Source organism: Phytoactinopolyspora halotolerans (assembly GCF_010550675.1).
In the GTDB taxonomy this organism is placed as follows: domain Bacteria; phylum Actinomycetota; class Actinomycetes; order Jiangellales; family Jiangellaceae; genus Phytoactinopolyspora; species Phytoactinopolyspora halotolerans.
Genome location: NZ_JAAGOA010000010.1, coordinates 47442 through 63221 on the forward strand (window position 1 = coordinate 47442; position 15780 = coordinate 63221).

Consider the following 15780-nt stretch of genomic DNA (forward strand, 5'->3'; position numbering starts at 1 on the left):
AACCGCGGTGGGTCAGTCCTTGCGTCCGGTCAGAGCGACACCGACGCCGAGCCCGACCATCGTCAGTCCGGCCGCACCACCGACCAGATCCAGCCTGCGTGCGGATCGGGCGAACCAGGTCCGAACCGTGCCCGCCGCCAGCCCCCAGACCGAATCCAAGGTCAGGGCGATCACCGCGAAAACCACGCTCAGAGCCACCATCTGCAACCCCGCATGCCCCGCCGAGCGATCGACGAACTGCGGCAGCACGGCGGCGAAGAAGACCGCCGTCTTGGGGTTCGTCACGCCGACGACGAACCCCTCCCACCAGGTTCGACGATCGCCGACCACGCTGATCCGGGCTTCGAACGCGGCCCTGAGCCGGTGACGCTGCTGGACGGCCCGAACGCCCAGGTAGACCAGGTACGCGGCCCCGACGAGCTTCATCGTCGTGAACGCCACGGCCGACGCCTGAACGATCGCGCCAACGCCGAGCGCCACCGTCATGGCGAGGACGAATGAGCCCGTCGTGCCGCCGGCCACAGAGATCAGGGCGGCCCGCCGGCCATAGGCCAACGCGCGGCTGACCACGAACAACACACTCGGCCCTGGGATGATGATGATCACGAACGAGGCGACAGCAAACGCCAGCAGGTGCTCGAGCGACGGCATGGCGTCCACTCTAGCGAGGTCCCTGCTCCCCACGCGTTCTCCGGCATGGGATCCGCGCCCGTTCTGGAGCGGTGGCGCGAAGCGGCGAGAAACCGATTCCCGCCGTTCGGCGCAACGTCACGCAACCCCGAGATTCACATTACAAGGGGCCTGCCTGCAGTTTCGTCACTGCCATGAAGCTCAAGTGATGCACACATGTTTGACAGCGATAAAAGATCTTGGCACGATCCTGGGAACCGCTTTCCCGTAATGCCCCTTCCCCGATCTCCACGCAGAGCCAGCCGCAGCGGAACCAGGAAGGCATGGAGGCCCAAGGATGACCCTCGCCCGCCACCGATCAGCTCTCGCCGCCCTCACAGCCTCAGCACTCACCCTGTCAGCCCTGGCCACCGCCACGGCGACCGTCGACACATCCGCACGCCCAGGTGCGGACAGCGCCGCATCACCCCCTACCACGGCCGAACCATGGGCCGAGGGACCGGTCGGATTCGCCTCGCTGGAAGCGCTCGGCCAGGACGGAACCACCGGAGGCGCGGGCGGCGAACGAGTCACCGTGCGAAATCAAGAGGAACTGGTGCGTTACGCGGAGGCCGAGGAACCGTACATCATCCAGGTAGCCGGCACGGTCGATCTGGAGCCGCTCGGCCACCTGGTCAAGGTTCGGTCCGACAAGTCGATCATCGGCATCGGGCCCCGGGCGGAGATCGTCGGGGGCGGGTTCTTCTTGGACCACGTCGAGAACGTGATCATCCGCAACCTCACTTTTCGTGACTCTTACGTCCCCGGTGACTGGGACGGCAAGCTCCCGGACAACGACAACGACGCGATCCGGGTGGACACCTCGCACCACGTCTGGATCGACCACAATGAGTTCCGTCGGCACGGTGACGGCATCGTCGACCTTCGAAAGGACAGTGATTACGTCACGGTCTCCTGGAACGTCATCGCCGACCACAACAAGACGTTCGGGATCGGCTGGACAGACAACGTCGTGACCAAGGTGACGATCCACCACAACTGGTTCCGGAACACTCACCAGCGCAATCCCAGCATCGACAACACCGCGGCCGCCCACCTGTACAACAACTACTTCGACGGCATCAGCCAATACGGAGCGATGAGCCGCAACGCCGCGAAAGTCGTCGCCGAGCACAATTACTTCTCCGACGTCGTTGATCCGCTCGTGACCAAGGAACCAGAATCGGAGCTGGTCGAGCGCGGCAACGTCTTCGACGGCGTGTGGGGACGCATCGACTCGGCCGGAGACGCGTTCGAGCCGGCCTCGTTCTACGAATACGCCGCCGACCCCGCCGAGACAGTGCCGAGCGTCGTCGCCCGACATGCCGGGCCGAGAGGAAAGCGTCCGCCACGAGTGCCCGACGTCATCACGGTCTCCCTGGACGGCGACGGAGACTACGCCAGCCTCCAGGGTGCTCTTGGGGCCCTGCCGCCGAACCACCCGGACCACATCACGATCGAAGTCGAACCAGGTCGCTACGACGAGCAGGTCCGTGTCTGGACGGATATGTCCAACGTCACCATCCGTGGTACATCCTCAGACCCCGACGACGTGGTGATCAGCTACGGCTTCGGCGTCGATCAGGAGACGTTCTACGGCGGGACGCACGGCGTGAACGGAAGCCCCACGTTCTGGGTCCTCGCCGACGATGTCACCATCGCCGACCTCACCATCGAGAACACATATGACGGCGACGGCGACGCGATCGCGGCGCGCAGTACCGGCGACCGGGTGACATTCGACAACGTCCGGTTCGTCGGCGACCGGATGTGGCGGACGAACCAGGCGGCGACATGAGTCACCTCATATGGTCACGCCGGCCCGCTCAGCTCTGGACGGAGGCACTTCCGCTCGGCAACGGGAGCCTGGGCGCGATGGTATTCGGGCGCCCCGGCCGAGAGCTCATCCAGATCAACCACGAGACCGCATGGTCGGGTTCGGTGGCGAGCAATACGCGAGAGCCACGGCCATCGAGCGCGACGGCTGCACGGGCGCTGACCGATGCGCGGCGTGCGTTGCGCTCGGGCGACTACGCGACGGCGGAGAAACGCCTCACGGTTCTCCAGCACCGCTTCGCGCAGACGTATCTGCCGCTCGCCGATCTCCTCCTCGACGTTCAGCTCCCACACCTCGACGGACATGAACGCGCCACCGGCATCCGCCGCGAGTTGGACCTCCGGAGCGCGACCCACACACTGACCTACCGGCGGGGCGACGTGACGGTCCGCATCCGGTCCTTCGTCTCGCGGCCGGACCAGGTCCTTGTCATCCGTGTGGACTGCGACCCGGTGTGCCCGGTGCAGGTCCGGGCCGAGTTGACCACGCAGCTGCGGACGATCGCCGCTTCGCCGGCGCCGGGGCATGCGGAGTTGCGCACGGCGATGCCGTCCGACATCTGCCGCCGTCCGGACACCCGCGACCACGCCATCGAATACAGCGACCACGCCGGCGAGGCGTTGCGCGGGGCAGTGGCCGTGCGCGCCCTCGAACCGGGCCTCGACGGCCCCACCGGGCCAGGCGGAATTCGGGGCGCACAGGACGGCGACGCGATCGCCGTCAGCGGATCCGGGTCGGTCGTGCTCGCGCTAGCGGCGTCCACCACATTCGCCGGCATCGCCGAGCCGCCCGCCGGAACCGACGACGACGCCGCGCGCCGCGCACGGACGATTCTCGATGGCGTGGCGTCGTCGCAGGTGGACGAGGTCTGGCGGCGGCATGAGGCAGACCACCGCCGGCTGTACGACCGGGTCGAGATGGATCTCACCGAATCCGTGCCGGACGCCGAATCCGTGCCGGACACCACAGCCGGCGATCCGCCGTATGATCGCCTGCTCGAGGCGGCGGCGCACCCGGGCGGTGTGCTCGAACGTGCGCCTGATCTGGTGTCTCTGTTGTTCCACTATGGACGCTACTTGTTGATCACCAGCTCGTACGGCGCGCGGCTGCCGGCCACCCTGCAGGGGATCTGGAACGCCGACCTGCTACCTCCATGGAGCTCGAAGTACACGACGAACATCAACCTCGAGATGAATTACTGGGGTGCCGAGACCGCGGACCTCGCGGAGTGTTCCGAGCCCCTGTTCGACCTGATCGAGGCGCTGTCCCGTACCGGACGTCAGGTGGCCCGGGACCTTTACCAGGCTCGTGGCTGGGTAGTCCACCACAACACCGACGCGTGGGGATACGCCCAGCCCGAAGGACTCGGTCTCCATCCGCCGCGATGGAGTTTCTGGCCGATGGCCGGACCGTGGCTGCTGCGGCACATGGTGGAGCGGCTCGAGTTCGGCGCCGACACGGACGTCCTGAAGCGACGAGTATGGCCGCTTCTGCGATCCGCGGCCGAGTTCTATCTGGACTGGGTACAGGAGGTGAACGGCGAGATCGCCACGCTCCCGTCGACATCACCCGAGAATGACTTCCTCGCCGACGGCGGCCGATTCTCCGCCGGCATCTCCTCGACGATGGACCTCTCGCTGATCGCGGAGCTGTTCTCGTCACTTGATCGGCTGGCGCGACGGGTCGGCGCGTCCACTGACCCCGTCGTCGAAGCCGCCCGCAGGATCGCCGACCGCATTCCCGGCCCGTCCGTCGGCGCCGGCGGCCTGATCAAGGAGTGGGCCGCCGACCCTCCCCAAGCTCTACCGGGTCACCGGCACCTGTCACATCTGTACTTCGCTTTTCCCGGCCGCACCCCGGTGGATCCACACCTCAGGTCCGCGATCAGCGCAAGCCTCGACGACCGAGGGGACGACTCGACCGGCTGGTCGCTGGTGTGGAAGCTCGCCCTGCGGGCACGCCTCGAGCAGCCGGGAAAGGTCGAGGATCTCCTGGAGCTCATGTTCCGGCCGGCCGACGGCGCGGAAGCCGGCGAAAGAGGCGGGTTGTATCCGAACTTCTTCGCCGCACACCCGCCGTTCCAGATCGATGGGAATCTGGGCTTCGTCGGTGCGTTGGCCGAGGTCCTGCTGCACAGTCACGGCGACGCCATCGTGCTGCTCCCCGCTCTGCCGCCGGCGCTACACACCGGCTCCGTGCGTGGCTTGGTCGCCAGGCCGGGTATCCATGTAGACCTCTCCTGGGCAGCCGGCCGGCTCCGGTGGGCACGCCTGCGGGCACCGGAAGCCACCGACGTCGTGATCCAGCACGGTTCCGATCGTTTCTCCTGCTCGCTGAGGGCCGGCGTCCCGTGGACGTTCCGGCCGGGCAGCCATTCGGAAGATGGCGGCTGACGACACGGATCACCGACGAGCGGCCGGCCACGGCTCCAGGTCGGGCAACGTGATGGCATCCCCGTCCCAGGACGCCACTGGCGTCCGTTCCGGTGACCGACCGGCCAGCCATTGCGTCACGTCTCGCAGCGCGCCCTCGATCACCAGCGGGATTCCGGTAGGCGGCCGCGCCGGCGCGGACCAGCCGGATCCGTCGTCGAACCGCAGCTCAACCGGGCGATCCGCCGGCAACCGCGGCGCGAGGAAGTCCAGCAGGTGCCGGCAGAGGCCGTCGCTCCAGCTGTCGGCCGCGACGCCCAGGTCCAGATCGACCAGATGGATCCGGATCTCCCGCCACCACATCATCGCCACGTGCGTCAAGGTGCCGTCACGGTAGGTCACCGGCCGGTCCCACACGGGCGAGCCGATGGCCGGCCACGCTCGGCCGAGACGGTCCAGCGCCTGGTCGATCGCCACGGCGTGCCCGGCGACGGAGCGGTGCGCGTCGGCTTCGATGGCGGCGTCCCGCCCGTCGCGGCCACCGTCGTAGAACTCGATGAGCTCGTTCCGATCCGCGAACTCCGCCTGGCGGGCCGCGCCGTCCGCCACGTTGGTGATGTGCGCCAGCACGTGACCGCGGGTCCAGCCGGGGAGGATCGACGGAGCGCGCAGCGACGCCTCATCCAGCTTCTCCACCAGTTCCTGTAACGACTCGCCCGCCGCCCGGCAGTCACGTAACAGCTCGCCAAGTCCGGGCACGTCCGCACCTTTCCACGTCATCGGCTCGAGCGTATCTCGCGGCGGGGCGCTCCGGACGCGTGCGGCCGCACCTCCTCTGCCCCGTGCTTTCTACGAAACCGCTGGTAGAGGAGTACCTCTTGTGCCATGATCGCCGTGCCAGGGTCCTGTTGGCAGGAGGAGGGGTTCAGTTGACCCGCCAGATTCCGCGCCCGCTGCTGTGCCTGCTGATCACCGCCGCGACGGCGGCCATGACGACGTTGCCCGCCGCACCGTCGCCGGACGCCGCGGCCGTCGGCTCGGCAGGCGTCGACCACACGTTCGCGGACACCGCGTCGCCTGAGGAGAGCGCCGAGGATCTCAAGCTCGCCAACGCCTGGGTACCGGCCGACCAGGAGCTTCGATTCGGCGCGAAACCGCTGGAATTCGCGCGGGAGGCCGCCGCCGCGGAGGCCGCGGACGCCGACTGCAACATCTCCGCGCAGGCTGCGACGGCCCTGCTCATCGCCATGACGTGGCCGGAGGTGTCGCCGTCCGGAGCCGCGCCGTCGCCGATGACGCTCTCTCGCTACGACACCCAGCCCACCCTCGCCGATCCACAGAATCGAGCACCGGGCCTGTGGTTCCATCCGGGCATCGGCATGTGGCAGCTGGACTCGGCCGGGCTTGGCACCAACTTCACGGCCGCCGAGGCGATGGACACCAAGGGTGCGGCCAACCGGTTGGCGCCGTACGTCGTGCATCGGTACTGCACCGCCATCAACCGCGGCGACACGCGGAAAGAGGCGCGGGCCTACGCCTGGACAGCGTGGGTGGCGTGCCGGCAAGGCGCCTGCGAGAACACGTTTCAGCGGGCTCTGAACGGGGTGACCCCCGTCGACGGTATCGGACGGTATGGCGGGGCCAAGCCGCGCCGCTGCTGGTATCAGGGCGCCGCGCACGATTGCTTCTACGTCGATCCCGCGAATGCGCAGGGCGCTTCCTGGTGGGCGGCGCCCGGCGGCGGGCGCTCACCGGTGGCGGCGCCGTTCTACGTGATCCGCCTGGACGGATCGGCAACCGTCGAGCTTCGCTACTGGCTGGCGGCGGACTCCGGCGCCAGCACCGATGTCCAGGCGCGCCGGCCGTTCGGTGCGAACGCGCGGACTGGACTGACCTGGGCGCGAGGGCCGGGTCTGTGTGATCTCACGGCGCAACGCGGAGCGTGTTAGCGCAGGCGCGACGGAAACCCATGGCGCATACTGGGCCACGGTGCTAACGTTCAAGCATGTGATTCTCTCCTGAGCGCGCACACGCTGTCTCCGCGCGGCGTCACGCGCCCACGCCAATTCCGCCGTCCATCGAGCATCGGCTGGTTCGCCGCAGCTCATGGCAGACGTAGCGGTCTGGCCAGTGCTCACGAGCACCCTCAGGAGGTCCCCATGACTGTCTCCCACGAAAACGACTCGCCCACGCCCGATGACGCTGCGCCAGCCCCTGCGCCGCTGAATCGCGCGGAGCGTCGCGCGAAGCGCAAGGGCAAGGCCGGCAACGCCTCCGCGCCGACACTGTTCCAGAAGGATCAGCGTCGGAGCAGCCAGGTGGTCGCGCAACCCAAGTATCGCGGTCGGCGCGGCAACAAGTAGCGCTTCGAAGTCTGGAGGCTGGGCCCGGCCCGCATCGGCCGGGCCCAGATCTTCATCCCGCGTCTGACTCGTCGAAGCCGAAGCTGACCACGGCCGGGAGATCGCCCTTGCGGAGACGGTCGATCACCAGATACTCATGTGGCACGATCGGCTCCGGCAGTGCGTCAAGCGGGAACCACCGCATGTCGGCGGCCTTCTCCGGCTCGGCCACGTGCGGTTCGCCGGCCCAGCGCCGGCACTCGAAGAAGAAGTCGACGCGCTCATCGATCGCCAGGCCGTTACCGCCGGTGCGATGCATGACACATAGCGGCCGCAAGTCTTCCGCTGCGACGGTGACGCCGAGTTCCTCCGCCACCTCCCGGCACGCGGCAGCGAACACCGACTCCCGGTGTTCGACATGACCGGCGGGCACGGCCCAGTAGCCATCCATGTAGCCGGTGTTCCTCCGGAGTTCCAGCCACACCTGCTCCGCCCCGCCTCGCTCACGACGGAGCAGCACATACGCCGCGGGGACGACGCGGAACCGATCGACCATGTGCTCGACCTTACGGGGGCCGCCCATACGGCACGGCGCCGGCCTTCTCCCACCTCGACACGATCGGCCAGCACCGGCGGCGTCTTCGAATGAATGCGCTTACGCTGGTACCGAGCACTCGATGTGAAGGCGGTTCCTTGAGCACTCCGACGGTGTACGACGTCGCGAACCACGCGGGCGTCTCCATCGCCACCGTGTCCCGCGTCTACCGCAACCCGGACACGGTCCGCGCCGAGACCCGCGATCGCGTACTGGCGGCGGCCCGGACGCTCGGCTACGTACCCAGCGGCAACGCGCGCGGACTGGCCAGCCGAGCCACCGGCGTCCTCGGGCTCTGCTTCCCGGACAACCTCCAGTACGACGAGCATCGGGAAGAGACGCAGGAGCTGGGCCACGAGGCGCACCACGACGAGGCGGACCTCATGATCTACTCCGACGAGGTGATCCGCGGCATGGAGCGCGCGGCACGGGAGCGAGGGTACGGGTTACTCATCGCCGCCACGGTGGCCGGAGATCCGGCCAGCACCGTCGCCGATGTCGCCGGCCGGGTCGATGGCGTAGCCGTACTTGCGGGTACCGTCTCGACCGCGGAGCTGGAGGTGATCTCGCGACGGCTGCCGGTGGTGATGCTGGCCGGTCCGCGCGAGAACCCCGCCCTGGATCACCTCGACCACGTGGAGGTCGCGAACTTCGACGGGCAGCTCGCGATGACCCGGCATCTCATCGTCGACCACGGCCTCACCAAGCTGGCGTTCGTCGGCGGACCACCGAATTCTCCCGACGGCGAGGCCCGTTTCCGTGGCTTCCAGGCCGCGCACCTCGAGGCCGGTCTGGACATCCCCGCCGAGCCGCGGATACGCGCGGGCCTGACGACATCGAGTGGGCGACACGCCATCGGTGAATTGCTGGCGACCCTCCCGGAGCGGCCGCAGGCGGTGATGTTCGCCAACGATCAGATGGCCGTCGGCGCACTGCCGGAACTGGAGCATCGAGGGTTACGCGTGCCCGCGGACATCGCGGTGACCGGCTTCGACGACATCTCGGTCAGCCGCCTCGTGCGCCCGGCGCTGACCACGGTGCGTCAGCCGATGCAGGAGCTGGGCCGGCACGCCGTCGATCTCCTACTCGCCCGGGTGGCCGACCGCGACCGGGCTCCGGTGTCGCGGTTACTCCAGGTCAGCATGGTTCGCCGGGCCAGTTGCGGCTGCCGCGTCTCGCATGACCATCAGCCTTTGAACGGGTCATAGCACAGCCGACCGTCTCGCCATGGCCGCGCGCGGCGTTATCTAACCGTTACCTGCGATGACCTTGAAGGGTCGGCGCTACTCGACCAAGGTGTGAATGTATGCGCTTACATCACGAGCGCGTGACTCGAGGAGGAGCCGATGTCTCGTAGCGCCCGTACCGTCGCGGCAGCTTGCACCCTGCCCGCGCTGACCTTCGCCGCCTGTGGCAGCGACGGCGGTGATGAGCTGTCCGCCGAGGACGAGCAGACCTTGACCGTCTGGGCCATGGGCGAGGAGGGCAAGCGCCTGCAGGACGTCGCGGACGAGTTCAACCAGGAATACCCGAGCATCCAGATCGACGTCACCCCCGTCGGCTGGGATCAGGCGCACCAGAAGCTCGTGGCCGCGGCCGCGGGCGGCGAACTCCCCGACATGGCCCAGATGGGCAGCACCATGATGGGTGAGTTCATCGAGCTCGGCGTGCTGGAGCCGGTGGACACCTCGACCTTCGACCAGGATGACTTCTTCCCCGCGGCCTGGGAGAACAATGTGGTCGACGGCGAGGTGTACGGCGTTCCCTGGTACGTCGATACCCGCGTGCTGTACTACCGGACGGACCTCGCCGACGAGGCGGGAGCCACCCACCCGCCGGCGACGTGGGAGGAACTGAAGGAGCTGGCGATCGCCTACCAGGAGAACGGAAGCCGCTTCGGCATCTCGCTCCCGGCCGGCGGCGAAGGCGCATGGCAGAGCCTGCTCCCGTTCCTCTACTCCGCCGGCGGCACGCTTGTGGACGACGAGGGCGATCCCGCCTTCGACAGCCCGGAGGCGACCAAGGCCCTGGAGGAGTACGCCAGTTACTTCAGCGAAGGGCTGACCAGCACGAGCGTTCAGCCAGGCCAGACTGTCGAGCAGGACTTCGGCTCCGGGGACGCACCGATGTTCATCTCCGGCCCCTGGATGGTGAACAACATCAGCGAGGCGCTCCCCGAACTCGAGGGAAAGTGGGCGGCGGTCCCGCTGCCGGCCGACGATGCCGGGAGCGTCTCCTGGGTGGGCGGCGCCAGCCTCGTGACGTTCACCGAGAGCCGGCACAAGGCCGCGGCGCAGGAGTTCATCTCGTTCTTGACCAGCCCGGAGAAGCAGGCGGACTGGTACGAGATCTCCAAGTCGCTGCCGGCGAACATGGCGGCCTGGGAGGAGGAGCCGCTGGCCGGCGACCCACAGCTGCACGTCTTCGAAGAGCAGCTCGCAACCGCCGGTGACGTCCCGGCCATGCCGCAGTGGAACGAGTTCGCGCACGAGGTCGACGTCGCGATCGAGCGGATGGCCAACGGCGGCGCCGACGCGGCGCAGACGGCCGGCGAACTGCAGGCGGCCACCGAACCTCTCGCGGAGTAGGCGCATGGCCCCGATCACCCCGGCCGGCTCGGACGTCTCGTCCGGGCCCCCGCCGGAGAACGACGGCCATGTGACCGCGGCCGCCGAACGTCCCCGGCGACCGCGGCTGCGGGGACGGCTCGGTACGCAGCACCTGGCGGGCTGGCTGTTCTCCACGCCGTTCCTGCTGCTGTTCGGCACCTTCATGGCCTTCCCGATCGTCGCGTCGCTGTTGATGAGCTTCACCGACTTCGGGCTGCGCAACGTCACCGATCCGCTGGCGGCCGACTTCGTCGGCCTGGACAACTACATCGAGCTGTTCGGCGACGAGACGTTCCGGCGCGCGCTGTTCAACACCACGTACTTCGTCGTCGTCGGAGTCCCGCTCACCATCGGGCTGGGGCTGGTGGCCGCCGTGCTGTTGAACTCCGGGATCGACCGGTTCCGCACCTTCTTCCGGGTGGGGTTCTACACACCGGTGGTCACCAGCATCGTTGCGGTCGCGGTCGTCTGGCGGTTCGTTCTCGAGCCACGGGACGGATTGATCGCCGGGGTGGCCGCCGAGTTCGGGTGGACATCGCCGGACTTCCTCAGCTCGCCGACGCTGGCCATGCCGTCGTTGATCGCGATGGCGGTCTGGCGCAATCTGGGCTTCCCGATGGTGTTGTTCCTGGCCGGCCTGCAGTCGATCCCCACGGAGGTCAGGGAGGCGTCACGGATCGACGGCGCCGGCGCGGTTCAGGAGTTCCGCAAGGTCACCGTGCCGTTGCTGCGGCCCACCATGCTCTACGTCGCCGTGATCACCACCATCGGTTACCTCAACGTCTTCGAGGAACCGTTCGTGATGACCGGCGGCGGGCCGGCGGACAGCACGCTGACCACGTCGCTGTACATGTATCGGGAAGGCTTCGACTTCTTCCACATGGGTTACGCGAGCGCCATGGCGTACACGCTGTTCGTGATCGTCCTCGCGATCACCCTGCTCCAGCTCCGATTTCTCCGGGACAAGACCAGATGAGCACCGTAGACACCTCACGCCCGTCCGCAGTGCGGACCGGAGACCCGGCCACCCTCGCTGCCTTCCGCCGGCGCGACCGGACCCGCAAGACGCTGCTGTACACGCTCCTGAGCTTCGGCCTGCTGGTCATGTTGGCACCGTTCCTGTGGATGGGGCTGTCCGCGTTCAAGACGACCGAGGACCTCACCGCATCGCCGCCGGTATGGATCCCGACCGAGTGGACGCTCGCGCACTTCCGCGACCTGCTCGACGTGTTGAACATGCCCCTGCACTTCTTCAACTCCACGCTGGTGGCGGTCTTCGTCACGCTCGGCAACCTGGTGTTCTGCTCGATGCTGGGGTATGCGCTCGCCAAGCTCAACTTCTTCGGCAAGGGCCCCGTCTTCGGTCTGGTGCTCGGCGCCCTGATGGTGCCGATGAACCTGATGCTGATCCCGAAGTTCGTCTTGATGAGCCAGTTCGGGCTGCTGGACTCCTACGCCGCGCTGATCCTGCCCTTTGCGGCCGGGGCCTTCGGCGTCTTCCTGATGCGGCAGTTCATCAGCTCTGTCCCGGACGAGTTGATCGACGCCGCGCGCGTCGACGGCGCCAACGAGTGGTTCATCTACTGGCGCATCATACTGCCGCTGGTGAAGCCGGCGATGGCAACACTGGCCATCTTCACCTTCATGGGCTCGTGGAACAACTTCCTGTGGCCGCTGATCGTCACCAACGACCCGGACAAGTACACGCTGCCGGTGGCACTGGCCACCTTCGCCATCGACCCGACCAAGTCCGAGGGATCCAACGGCATGCTCATGGCCGGGGCGTTCCTGGTGGTGCTACCGATTCTCCTGGTCTTCATCGCCCTGCAGCGCTACTTCACGCAGGGTATCGCCACCGCCGGACTGAAATAGACCCGCTCGCCCACGCCCACCCTCCGTGCGAGTCCGTCTCGTATCGGCTGTCAGCGCATTCACCCGAGAGAAGGGCTGTACCTCGATGACCGAACACTCCACCGCACGAGCCGACTGGGAAGAACGCATCGGACGGCCGAGCGATCTGCGCCTGGACACCGGGTCGCTTCCCCCACCCAGCGGCCTGACCGCCGTCTCCGGCACCGGACACGTGCGGCTGGCGTGGCACCACGTCGACGGCGCACTCGGGTATCTGGTGTATCGGGCGGACTCGCCGACCGGCCCGTTCGAACCGCTCGACCACCGCGGTGGCGACGTGCTGGCGGTTCCGCGTCCGCCATACGCGGACACGCTCCTCGAGCCGGGCCGGCGCTACTGGTACAAGGTGGCCAGCTGGTCCGACGGGGGCGCCGGCGAACTCTCCCCAGAAACCGTCGACGGCGTCGCGACGGCGCCCGGGGACTCCACGCCGACCACCCACGTGATCGTCGACGCGGTGGCAGATCCTCAGCCGCTTCCGGACGTCTGGCGACGCATGATCGGCGCGGAACACCTCTCGTTGCTGACATGGGACGGTGACGGTCCCGGCGGAACGGATGTAGCCGCAGAATACGCGGCCGCGTTGCGCCTCATGCGAGACGAGATCGGCGTGCGGTCCGTGCGAGCGCATGGCACGTTCCTGCCGGAATGCGTCACCGTCCGCGACGACGGCCGCTTCGACTTCTCCGGTCTGGACGAGGTCTACGACCGGTTGCTCGGCATCGGGTTGACGCCCGTCGTCGAACTGTCGTTCATGCCCGCGGAGCTGGCCGCCGACCCGTCCTACACCGTCTTCGGCTACCAGGGCATCGCCTCCGTTCCCCGCGACTGGGAGCGCTGGGGCGACCTGTGCCGCGACCTCACGATCCACCTGCGCGATCGCTACGGCGCCGACGAGGTGGCCGGCTGGGAGTTCGAGGTGTGGAACGAGGCCAACCTCGAAGTGTTCTGGAACGGCACACAGTCCGACTACCACCGGCTCTACGAGGTCGCGGCGCGCGCCGTGAAGAGCGTCGACCCGCGCATCAGGGTCGGGGGTCCCGGGTCCGCGGCCGCCGGCTGGGTCGGTCCGCTGCTGGAGCACTGCCGCGAACACGACGTGCCGATCGACTTCGTGTCCACCCACACCTACGGCAACGCACCGCTCGACTTCCGGCCGTTGGCCCGCTCATTCGCCGAGAAGACGGGACGGAAGGAACCGGAGATCCTATGGACGGAGTGGGGCGTGACGCCCACCCACTTTCACCGGGTCAGCGACTCTGTCTTCGCCGCACCTTTCGTGCTGCACGGGATGAAATCCGCGCTGGAGACGACCGACTGTCTGGCCTACTGGGTCGCCACCGACCACTTCGAGGAACTCGGCTGGCCGCAGCGGCTCTTCCACGGCGGGTTCGGCCTGCTGACCGTCGGCAACCTGCGCAAACCCCGGTTCTGGGCGCTGCTCCTGCTGTCCGAGCTGCGGGGCGGGCGGATCCCGGCTACGGCCACCGGCGACGGGGCGGAGGCTCTGGTCGAGGCGCTGGCCACCCGGACGCCGGAGCACACCGCCGTCGACGTGCTGGTCTGGAACGGCACACTCGATCAGACCAAGATCGACGGCGCGGCGGCGCTGAACCGCACCGTCACGGTCACCGTGAACGGGCTCGCGCCGGGTGCGACGTATGAGGCGACCTCGTACCGCGTCGATCAGACCCACGGCAACATCCAGGCCGTCTGGGACGACCTCGGCGGCGGTGCATGGCCGGACGAGCGGCAGTGGGAGAAGCTGCACGCCGCCGACGAACTGCCCCCGGAGCAGCTGGACGACCTCACCGTCGGCGCCACCGGTACCGCGAGCGTCACCTTTGCGTTGCCCATGCCCGGCATCCGGGCGATCAGACTCACCCGTCGTTAACCCTGTTCGATTCCCGTCACCCCGGAGGTTCACCGATGGATCGACGCACCTTTCTCAAGACCCTGACCGGAGCCGCCGGCGCCGCGGGCGCGGTCGCGCTCGGCACCGGCACCGGCACGGCGGGCCCGGTCGCGCTCGGCACCGGCACCGCATCGGCGGCACGACGCACCGGTGGCGACACCGAGGAAATCCTGCTGTCCTGGTTCGCCGACACCTACCGTTCGATCGAGGCGATGGTCACCGAATTCGGCCTGCCGGCGGACAACATCGACCTCAGCGGCGACGGCGCGCCGGTGCCCACCGTCAACACCTCCACCACCAACATCGGCTGCGGGTTGTGGTCGACCGTCGCGGCGGCCGGGCTCGGCGTGATCAGCGGAGAGCAGATGCGCCGCCGGCTCGATCGCACGCTCACCGCGATCGAACAGCTCGACCGGGAGCACGGCTTCTGGTTCAACTGGTACGACGCATTCACCGGCGAGGTGCTTCAGGAGTGGCCCGGCAGCGGCGACCCGGTCCGCAAGTTCCTGTCCTCGGTGGACAACGGCTGGTTCGACGTCGGGCTGCGGATCGCCGCCGATGCCGAGCCGTCGCTGCGCGGCCGGATCGCGCGGCTGCGCAAGGACGTCGACTGGTCGTTCTTCTACGTCCCGTATGACGCCGACGACCCCGGCGCCAACCCCGGCCACATGAGCACCGGGTTCAACGTCGACGAAGACGCCTTCACCGGCAACTTCTACGGAGCGCTGAACTCCGAGACCCGGATCGCGAGCCTGCTCGCCCTCGGCGACGGGACGGTCCCCACGGACCATTACTGGCGCACGTACCGCACGTTCCCGCCGGACTGGGAGCAGGAGATGCCGCCGGGCGGCGAGTGGGTCACCGTCGACGGAGTCGAGATGTTCCGCGGCCACTACGTCTACCGCGGCCGCAAGGTGGTGCCGAACTGGGGCGGCTCCATGTTCGGGGCGCTGATGCCGCCGCTCTTCGTTCCGGACTACGAGTGGTCGCCGCGATCCTGGAAACTCAACCACCGGCGGTTCGCGCTCGGCCAGCTCGAGCATGGCTTGCACGAGGCGGAGTACGGCTACTGGGGGTTCTCCCCGTGCAACGTGCCCGAGGGCGGCTACCAGGAGTACGGGGTGCAGTGGCTGGGCATCTCCCCGACCGGGTACTGCTCCAACACCGACCGCACCTACGTGCCGTACGGCGAGGAACCGCCGCCGCCGTCGGCGTACACCAACGGTGTGGTGACCCCGCACGCGGCCTTCCTGGCCATGCCGTTCCTCGGGAGCGAGGCGATCGGCAACCTGAAGCGGATCGCCCGTGACTTCGACGCCTACGAGGACGGCTACGGGTTCTACGACTCGGTCAACGTCGGCACCGGACATGTCAGCGACCGCATGCTCTCCCTGGACCAGGGGATGATCACCGCCGCGATCGCGCAGGTGCTCAAACCCGGACTGCTGCAGCGACCGTTCCGTACCGGGGCGTTCGCCCGTCGGCTGCGGCCGCTGCTGGCCCGCGAGAACTTCGGCATCGCCTGAAGGA

The 15780-nt window shown here is 68.1% G+C and carries 13 protein-coding genes; 10 read left to right on the forward strand and 3 right to left on the reverse strand.

All coding sequences use genetic code 11. The annotated features are described in order from the left end of the window. Positions 1 to 12: 12 nt before the first annotated feature. A complete protein-coding gene (locus G1H10_RS15315; RefSeq protein WP_163739301.1) occupies positions 13 to 651 on the reverse strand; it encodes a LysE family translocator in 639 nt (212 codons plus the stop codon). A 316-nt stretch (positions 652 to 967) separates the two neighbouring features. Here G1H10_RS15315 and G1H10_RS15320 point away from each other — a divergent pair, with 316 nt between their 5' ends. Both G1H10_RS15320 and G1H10_RS15325 read left to right on the forward strand, forming a co-directional pair. Beyond that, the gene (locus G1H10_RS15320) at positions 968 to 2467 is read left to right on the forward strand and encodes a pectinesterase family protein (protein WP_163739303.1); all 1500 of its coding nucleotides are present in this window, start codon (positions 968 to 970) and stop codon (positions 2465 to 2467) included. Continuing rightward, positions 2464 to 4899: a glycoside hydrolase family 95 protein gene (locus tag G1H10_RS15325; RefSeq protein WP_163739305.1), complete on the forward strand. Its 2436-nt coding sequence runs from the start codon at positions 2464 to 2466 to the stop codon at positions 4897 to 4899. The genes G1H10_RS15320 and G1H10_RS15325 overlap by 4 nt, the downstream gene beginning before the upstream one ends. A 9-nt stretch (positions 4900 to 4908) precedes the next feature. Here G1H10_RS15325 and G1H10_RS15330 read toward each other — a convergent pair whose 3' ends face one another. Then, positions 4909 to 5658, reverse strand: a complete 750-nt coding sequence (locus G1H10_RS15330; RefSeq protein WP_163739307.1) for a maleylpyruvate isomerase family mycothiol-dependent enzyme — start codon at positions 5656 to 5658, stop codon at positions 4909 to 4911. A gap of 149 nt (positions 5659 to 5807) precedes the next feature. Between G1H10_RS15330 and G1H10_RS15335 the strand changes: the two genes are divergently transcribed. Together G1H10_RS15335 and G1H10_RS15340 are read left to right on the forward strand one after the other, a co-directional pair. Next, entirely contained in the window at positions 5808 to 6827 is a 1020-nt protein-coding gene (locus G1H10_RS15335; protein WP_163739309.1) for a hypothetical protein, read from the forward strand. 210 nt (positions 6828 to 7037) lie between these two features. After that, positions 7038 to 7241 (forward strand): hypothetical protein, encoded by a 204-nt coding sequence (locus tag G1H10_RS15340; RefSeq protein WP_163739311.1) that lies wholly within the window; start codon positions 7038 to 7040, stop codon positions 7239 to 7241. Positions 7242 to 7293: 52 nt separating this feature from the next. On the opposite strand, the gene G1H10_RS15345 is transcribed toward G1H10_RS15340, so the two are convergent. Next, positions 7294 to 7776, reverse strand: coding sequence for an NUDIX hydrolase (locus tag G1H10_RS15345; protein WP_163739313.1), 483 nt, complete (start codon positions 7774 to 7776; stop codon positions 7294 to 7296). Between the two features lie 137 nt (positions 7777 to 7913). On the opposite strand from G1H10_RS15345, the gene G1H10_RS15350 reads away from it, so the two are divergent. The 6 genes from G1H10_RS15350 (at position 7914) to G1H10_RS15375 (ending at position 15776) form a co-directional block, all read left to right on the forward strand. Further along, a complete protein-coding gene (locus G1H10_RS15350) occupies positions 7914 to 9023 on the forward strand; it encodes a LacI family DNA-binding transcriptional regulator (RefSeq protein ID WP_163739315.1) in 1110 nt (369 codons plus the stop codon). 138 nt (positions 9024 to 9161) lie between these two features. Continuing rightward, positions 9162 to 10403 carry a sugar ABC transporter substrate-binding protein gene (locus tag G1H10_RS15355; protein WP_163739317.1) on the forward strand — a complete coding sequence of 414 codons (1242 nt, stop codon included), beginning with the start codon at positions 9162 to 9164 and terminating at the stop codon, positions 10401 to 10403. A gap of 4 nt (positions 10404 to 10407) precedes the next feature. Further along, on the forward strand, positions 10408 to 11400 hold the full coding sequence (locus G1H10_RS15360; RefSeq protein WP_163739320.1) for a carbohydrate ABC transporter permease: 993 nt from the start codon (positions 10408 to 10410) through the stop codon (positions 11398 to 11400). Further along, complete coding sequence (locus tag G1H10_RS15365; protein WP_163739322.1) at positions 11397 to 12296, forward strand: carbohydrate ABC transporter permease; 900 nt, start codon at positions 11397 to 11399, stop codon at positions 12294 to 12296. Before G1H10_RS15360 ends, G1H10_RS15365 begins: the two co-directional genes overlap by 4 nt. Positions 12297 to 12381: 85 nt before the next feature. Then, entirely contained in the window at positions 12382 to 14229 is a 1848-nt protein-coding gene (locus tag G1H10_RS15370) for a GH39 family glycosyl hydrolase (protein WP_163739324.1), read from the forward strand. 35 nt (positions 14230 to 14264) lie between these two features. After that, positions 14265 to 15776 carry a glucoamylase family protein gene (locus G1H10_RS15375; RefSeq protein WP_163739326.1) on the forward strand — a complete coding sequence of 504 codons (1512 nt, stop codon included), beginning with the start codon at positions 14265 to 14267 and terminating at the stop codon, positions 15774 to 15776. Positions 15777 to 15780: the final 4 nt, after the last annotated feature.

Coding starts and splice junctions, on each gene's coding strand:
- G1H10_RS15320 (WP_163739303.1), top strand. CDS start 968: ATGACCCTCGCCCGCCACCGATCAGCTCTCGCCGCCCTCACAGCCTCA.
- G1H10_RS15345 (WP_163739313.1), bottom strand. CDS start 7,776: ATGGTCGATCGGTTCCGCGTCGTCCCCGCGGCGTATGTGCTGCTCCGT.
- G1H10_RS15375 (WP_163739326.1), top strand. CDS start 14,265: ATGGATCGACGCACCTTTCTCAAGACCCTGACCGGAGCCGCCGGCGCC.
- G1H10_RS15365 (WP_163739322.1), top strand. CDS start 11,397: ATGAGCACCGTAGACACCTCACGCCCGTCCGCAGTGCGGACCGGAGAC.
- G1H10_RS15330 (WP_163739307.1), bottom strand. CDS start 5,658: ATGACGTGGAAAGGTGCGGACGTGCCCGGACTTGGCGAGCTGTTACGT.
- G1H10_RS15370 (WP_163739324.1), top strand. CDS start 12,382: ATGACCGAACACTCCACCGCACGAGCCGACTGGGAAGAACGCATCGGA.
- G1H10_RS15360 (WP_163739320.1), top strand. CDS start 10,408: ATGGCCCCGATCACCCCGGCCGGCTCGGACGTCTCGTCCGGGCCCCCG.
- G1H10_RS15340 (WP_163739311.1), top strand. CDS start 7,038: ATGACTGTCTCCCACGAAAACGACTCGCCCACGCCCGATGACGCTGCG.
- G1H10_RS15355 (WP_163739317.1), top strand. CDS start 9,162: ATGTCTCGTAGCGCCCGTACCGTCGCGGCAGCTTGCACCCTGCCCGCG.
- G1H10_RS15325 (WP_163739305.1), top strand. CDS start 2,464: ATGAGTCACCTCATATGGTCACGCCGGCCCGCTCAGCTCTGGACGGAG.
- G1H10_RS15315 (WP_163739301.1), bottom strand. CDS start 651: ATGCCGTCGCTCGAGCACCTGCTGGCGTTTGCTGTCGCCTCGTTCGTG.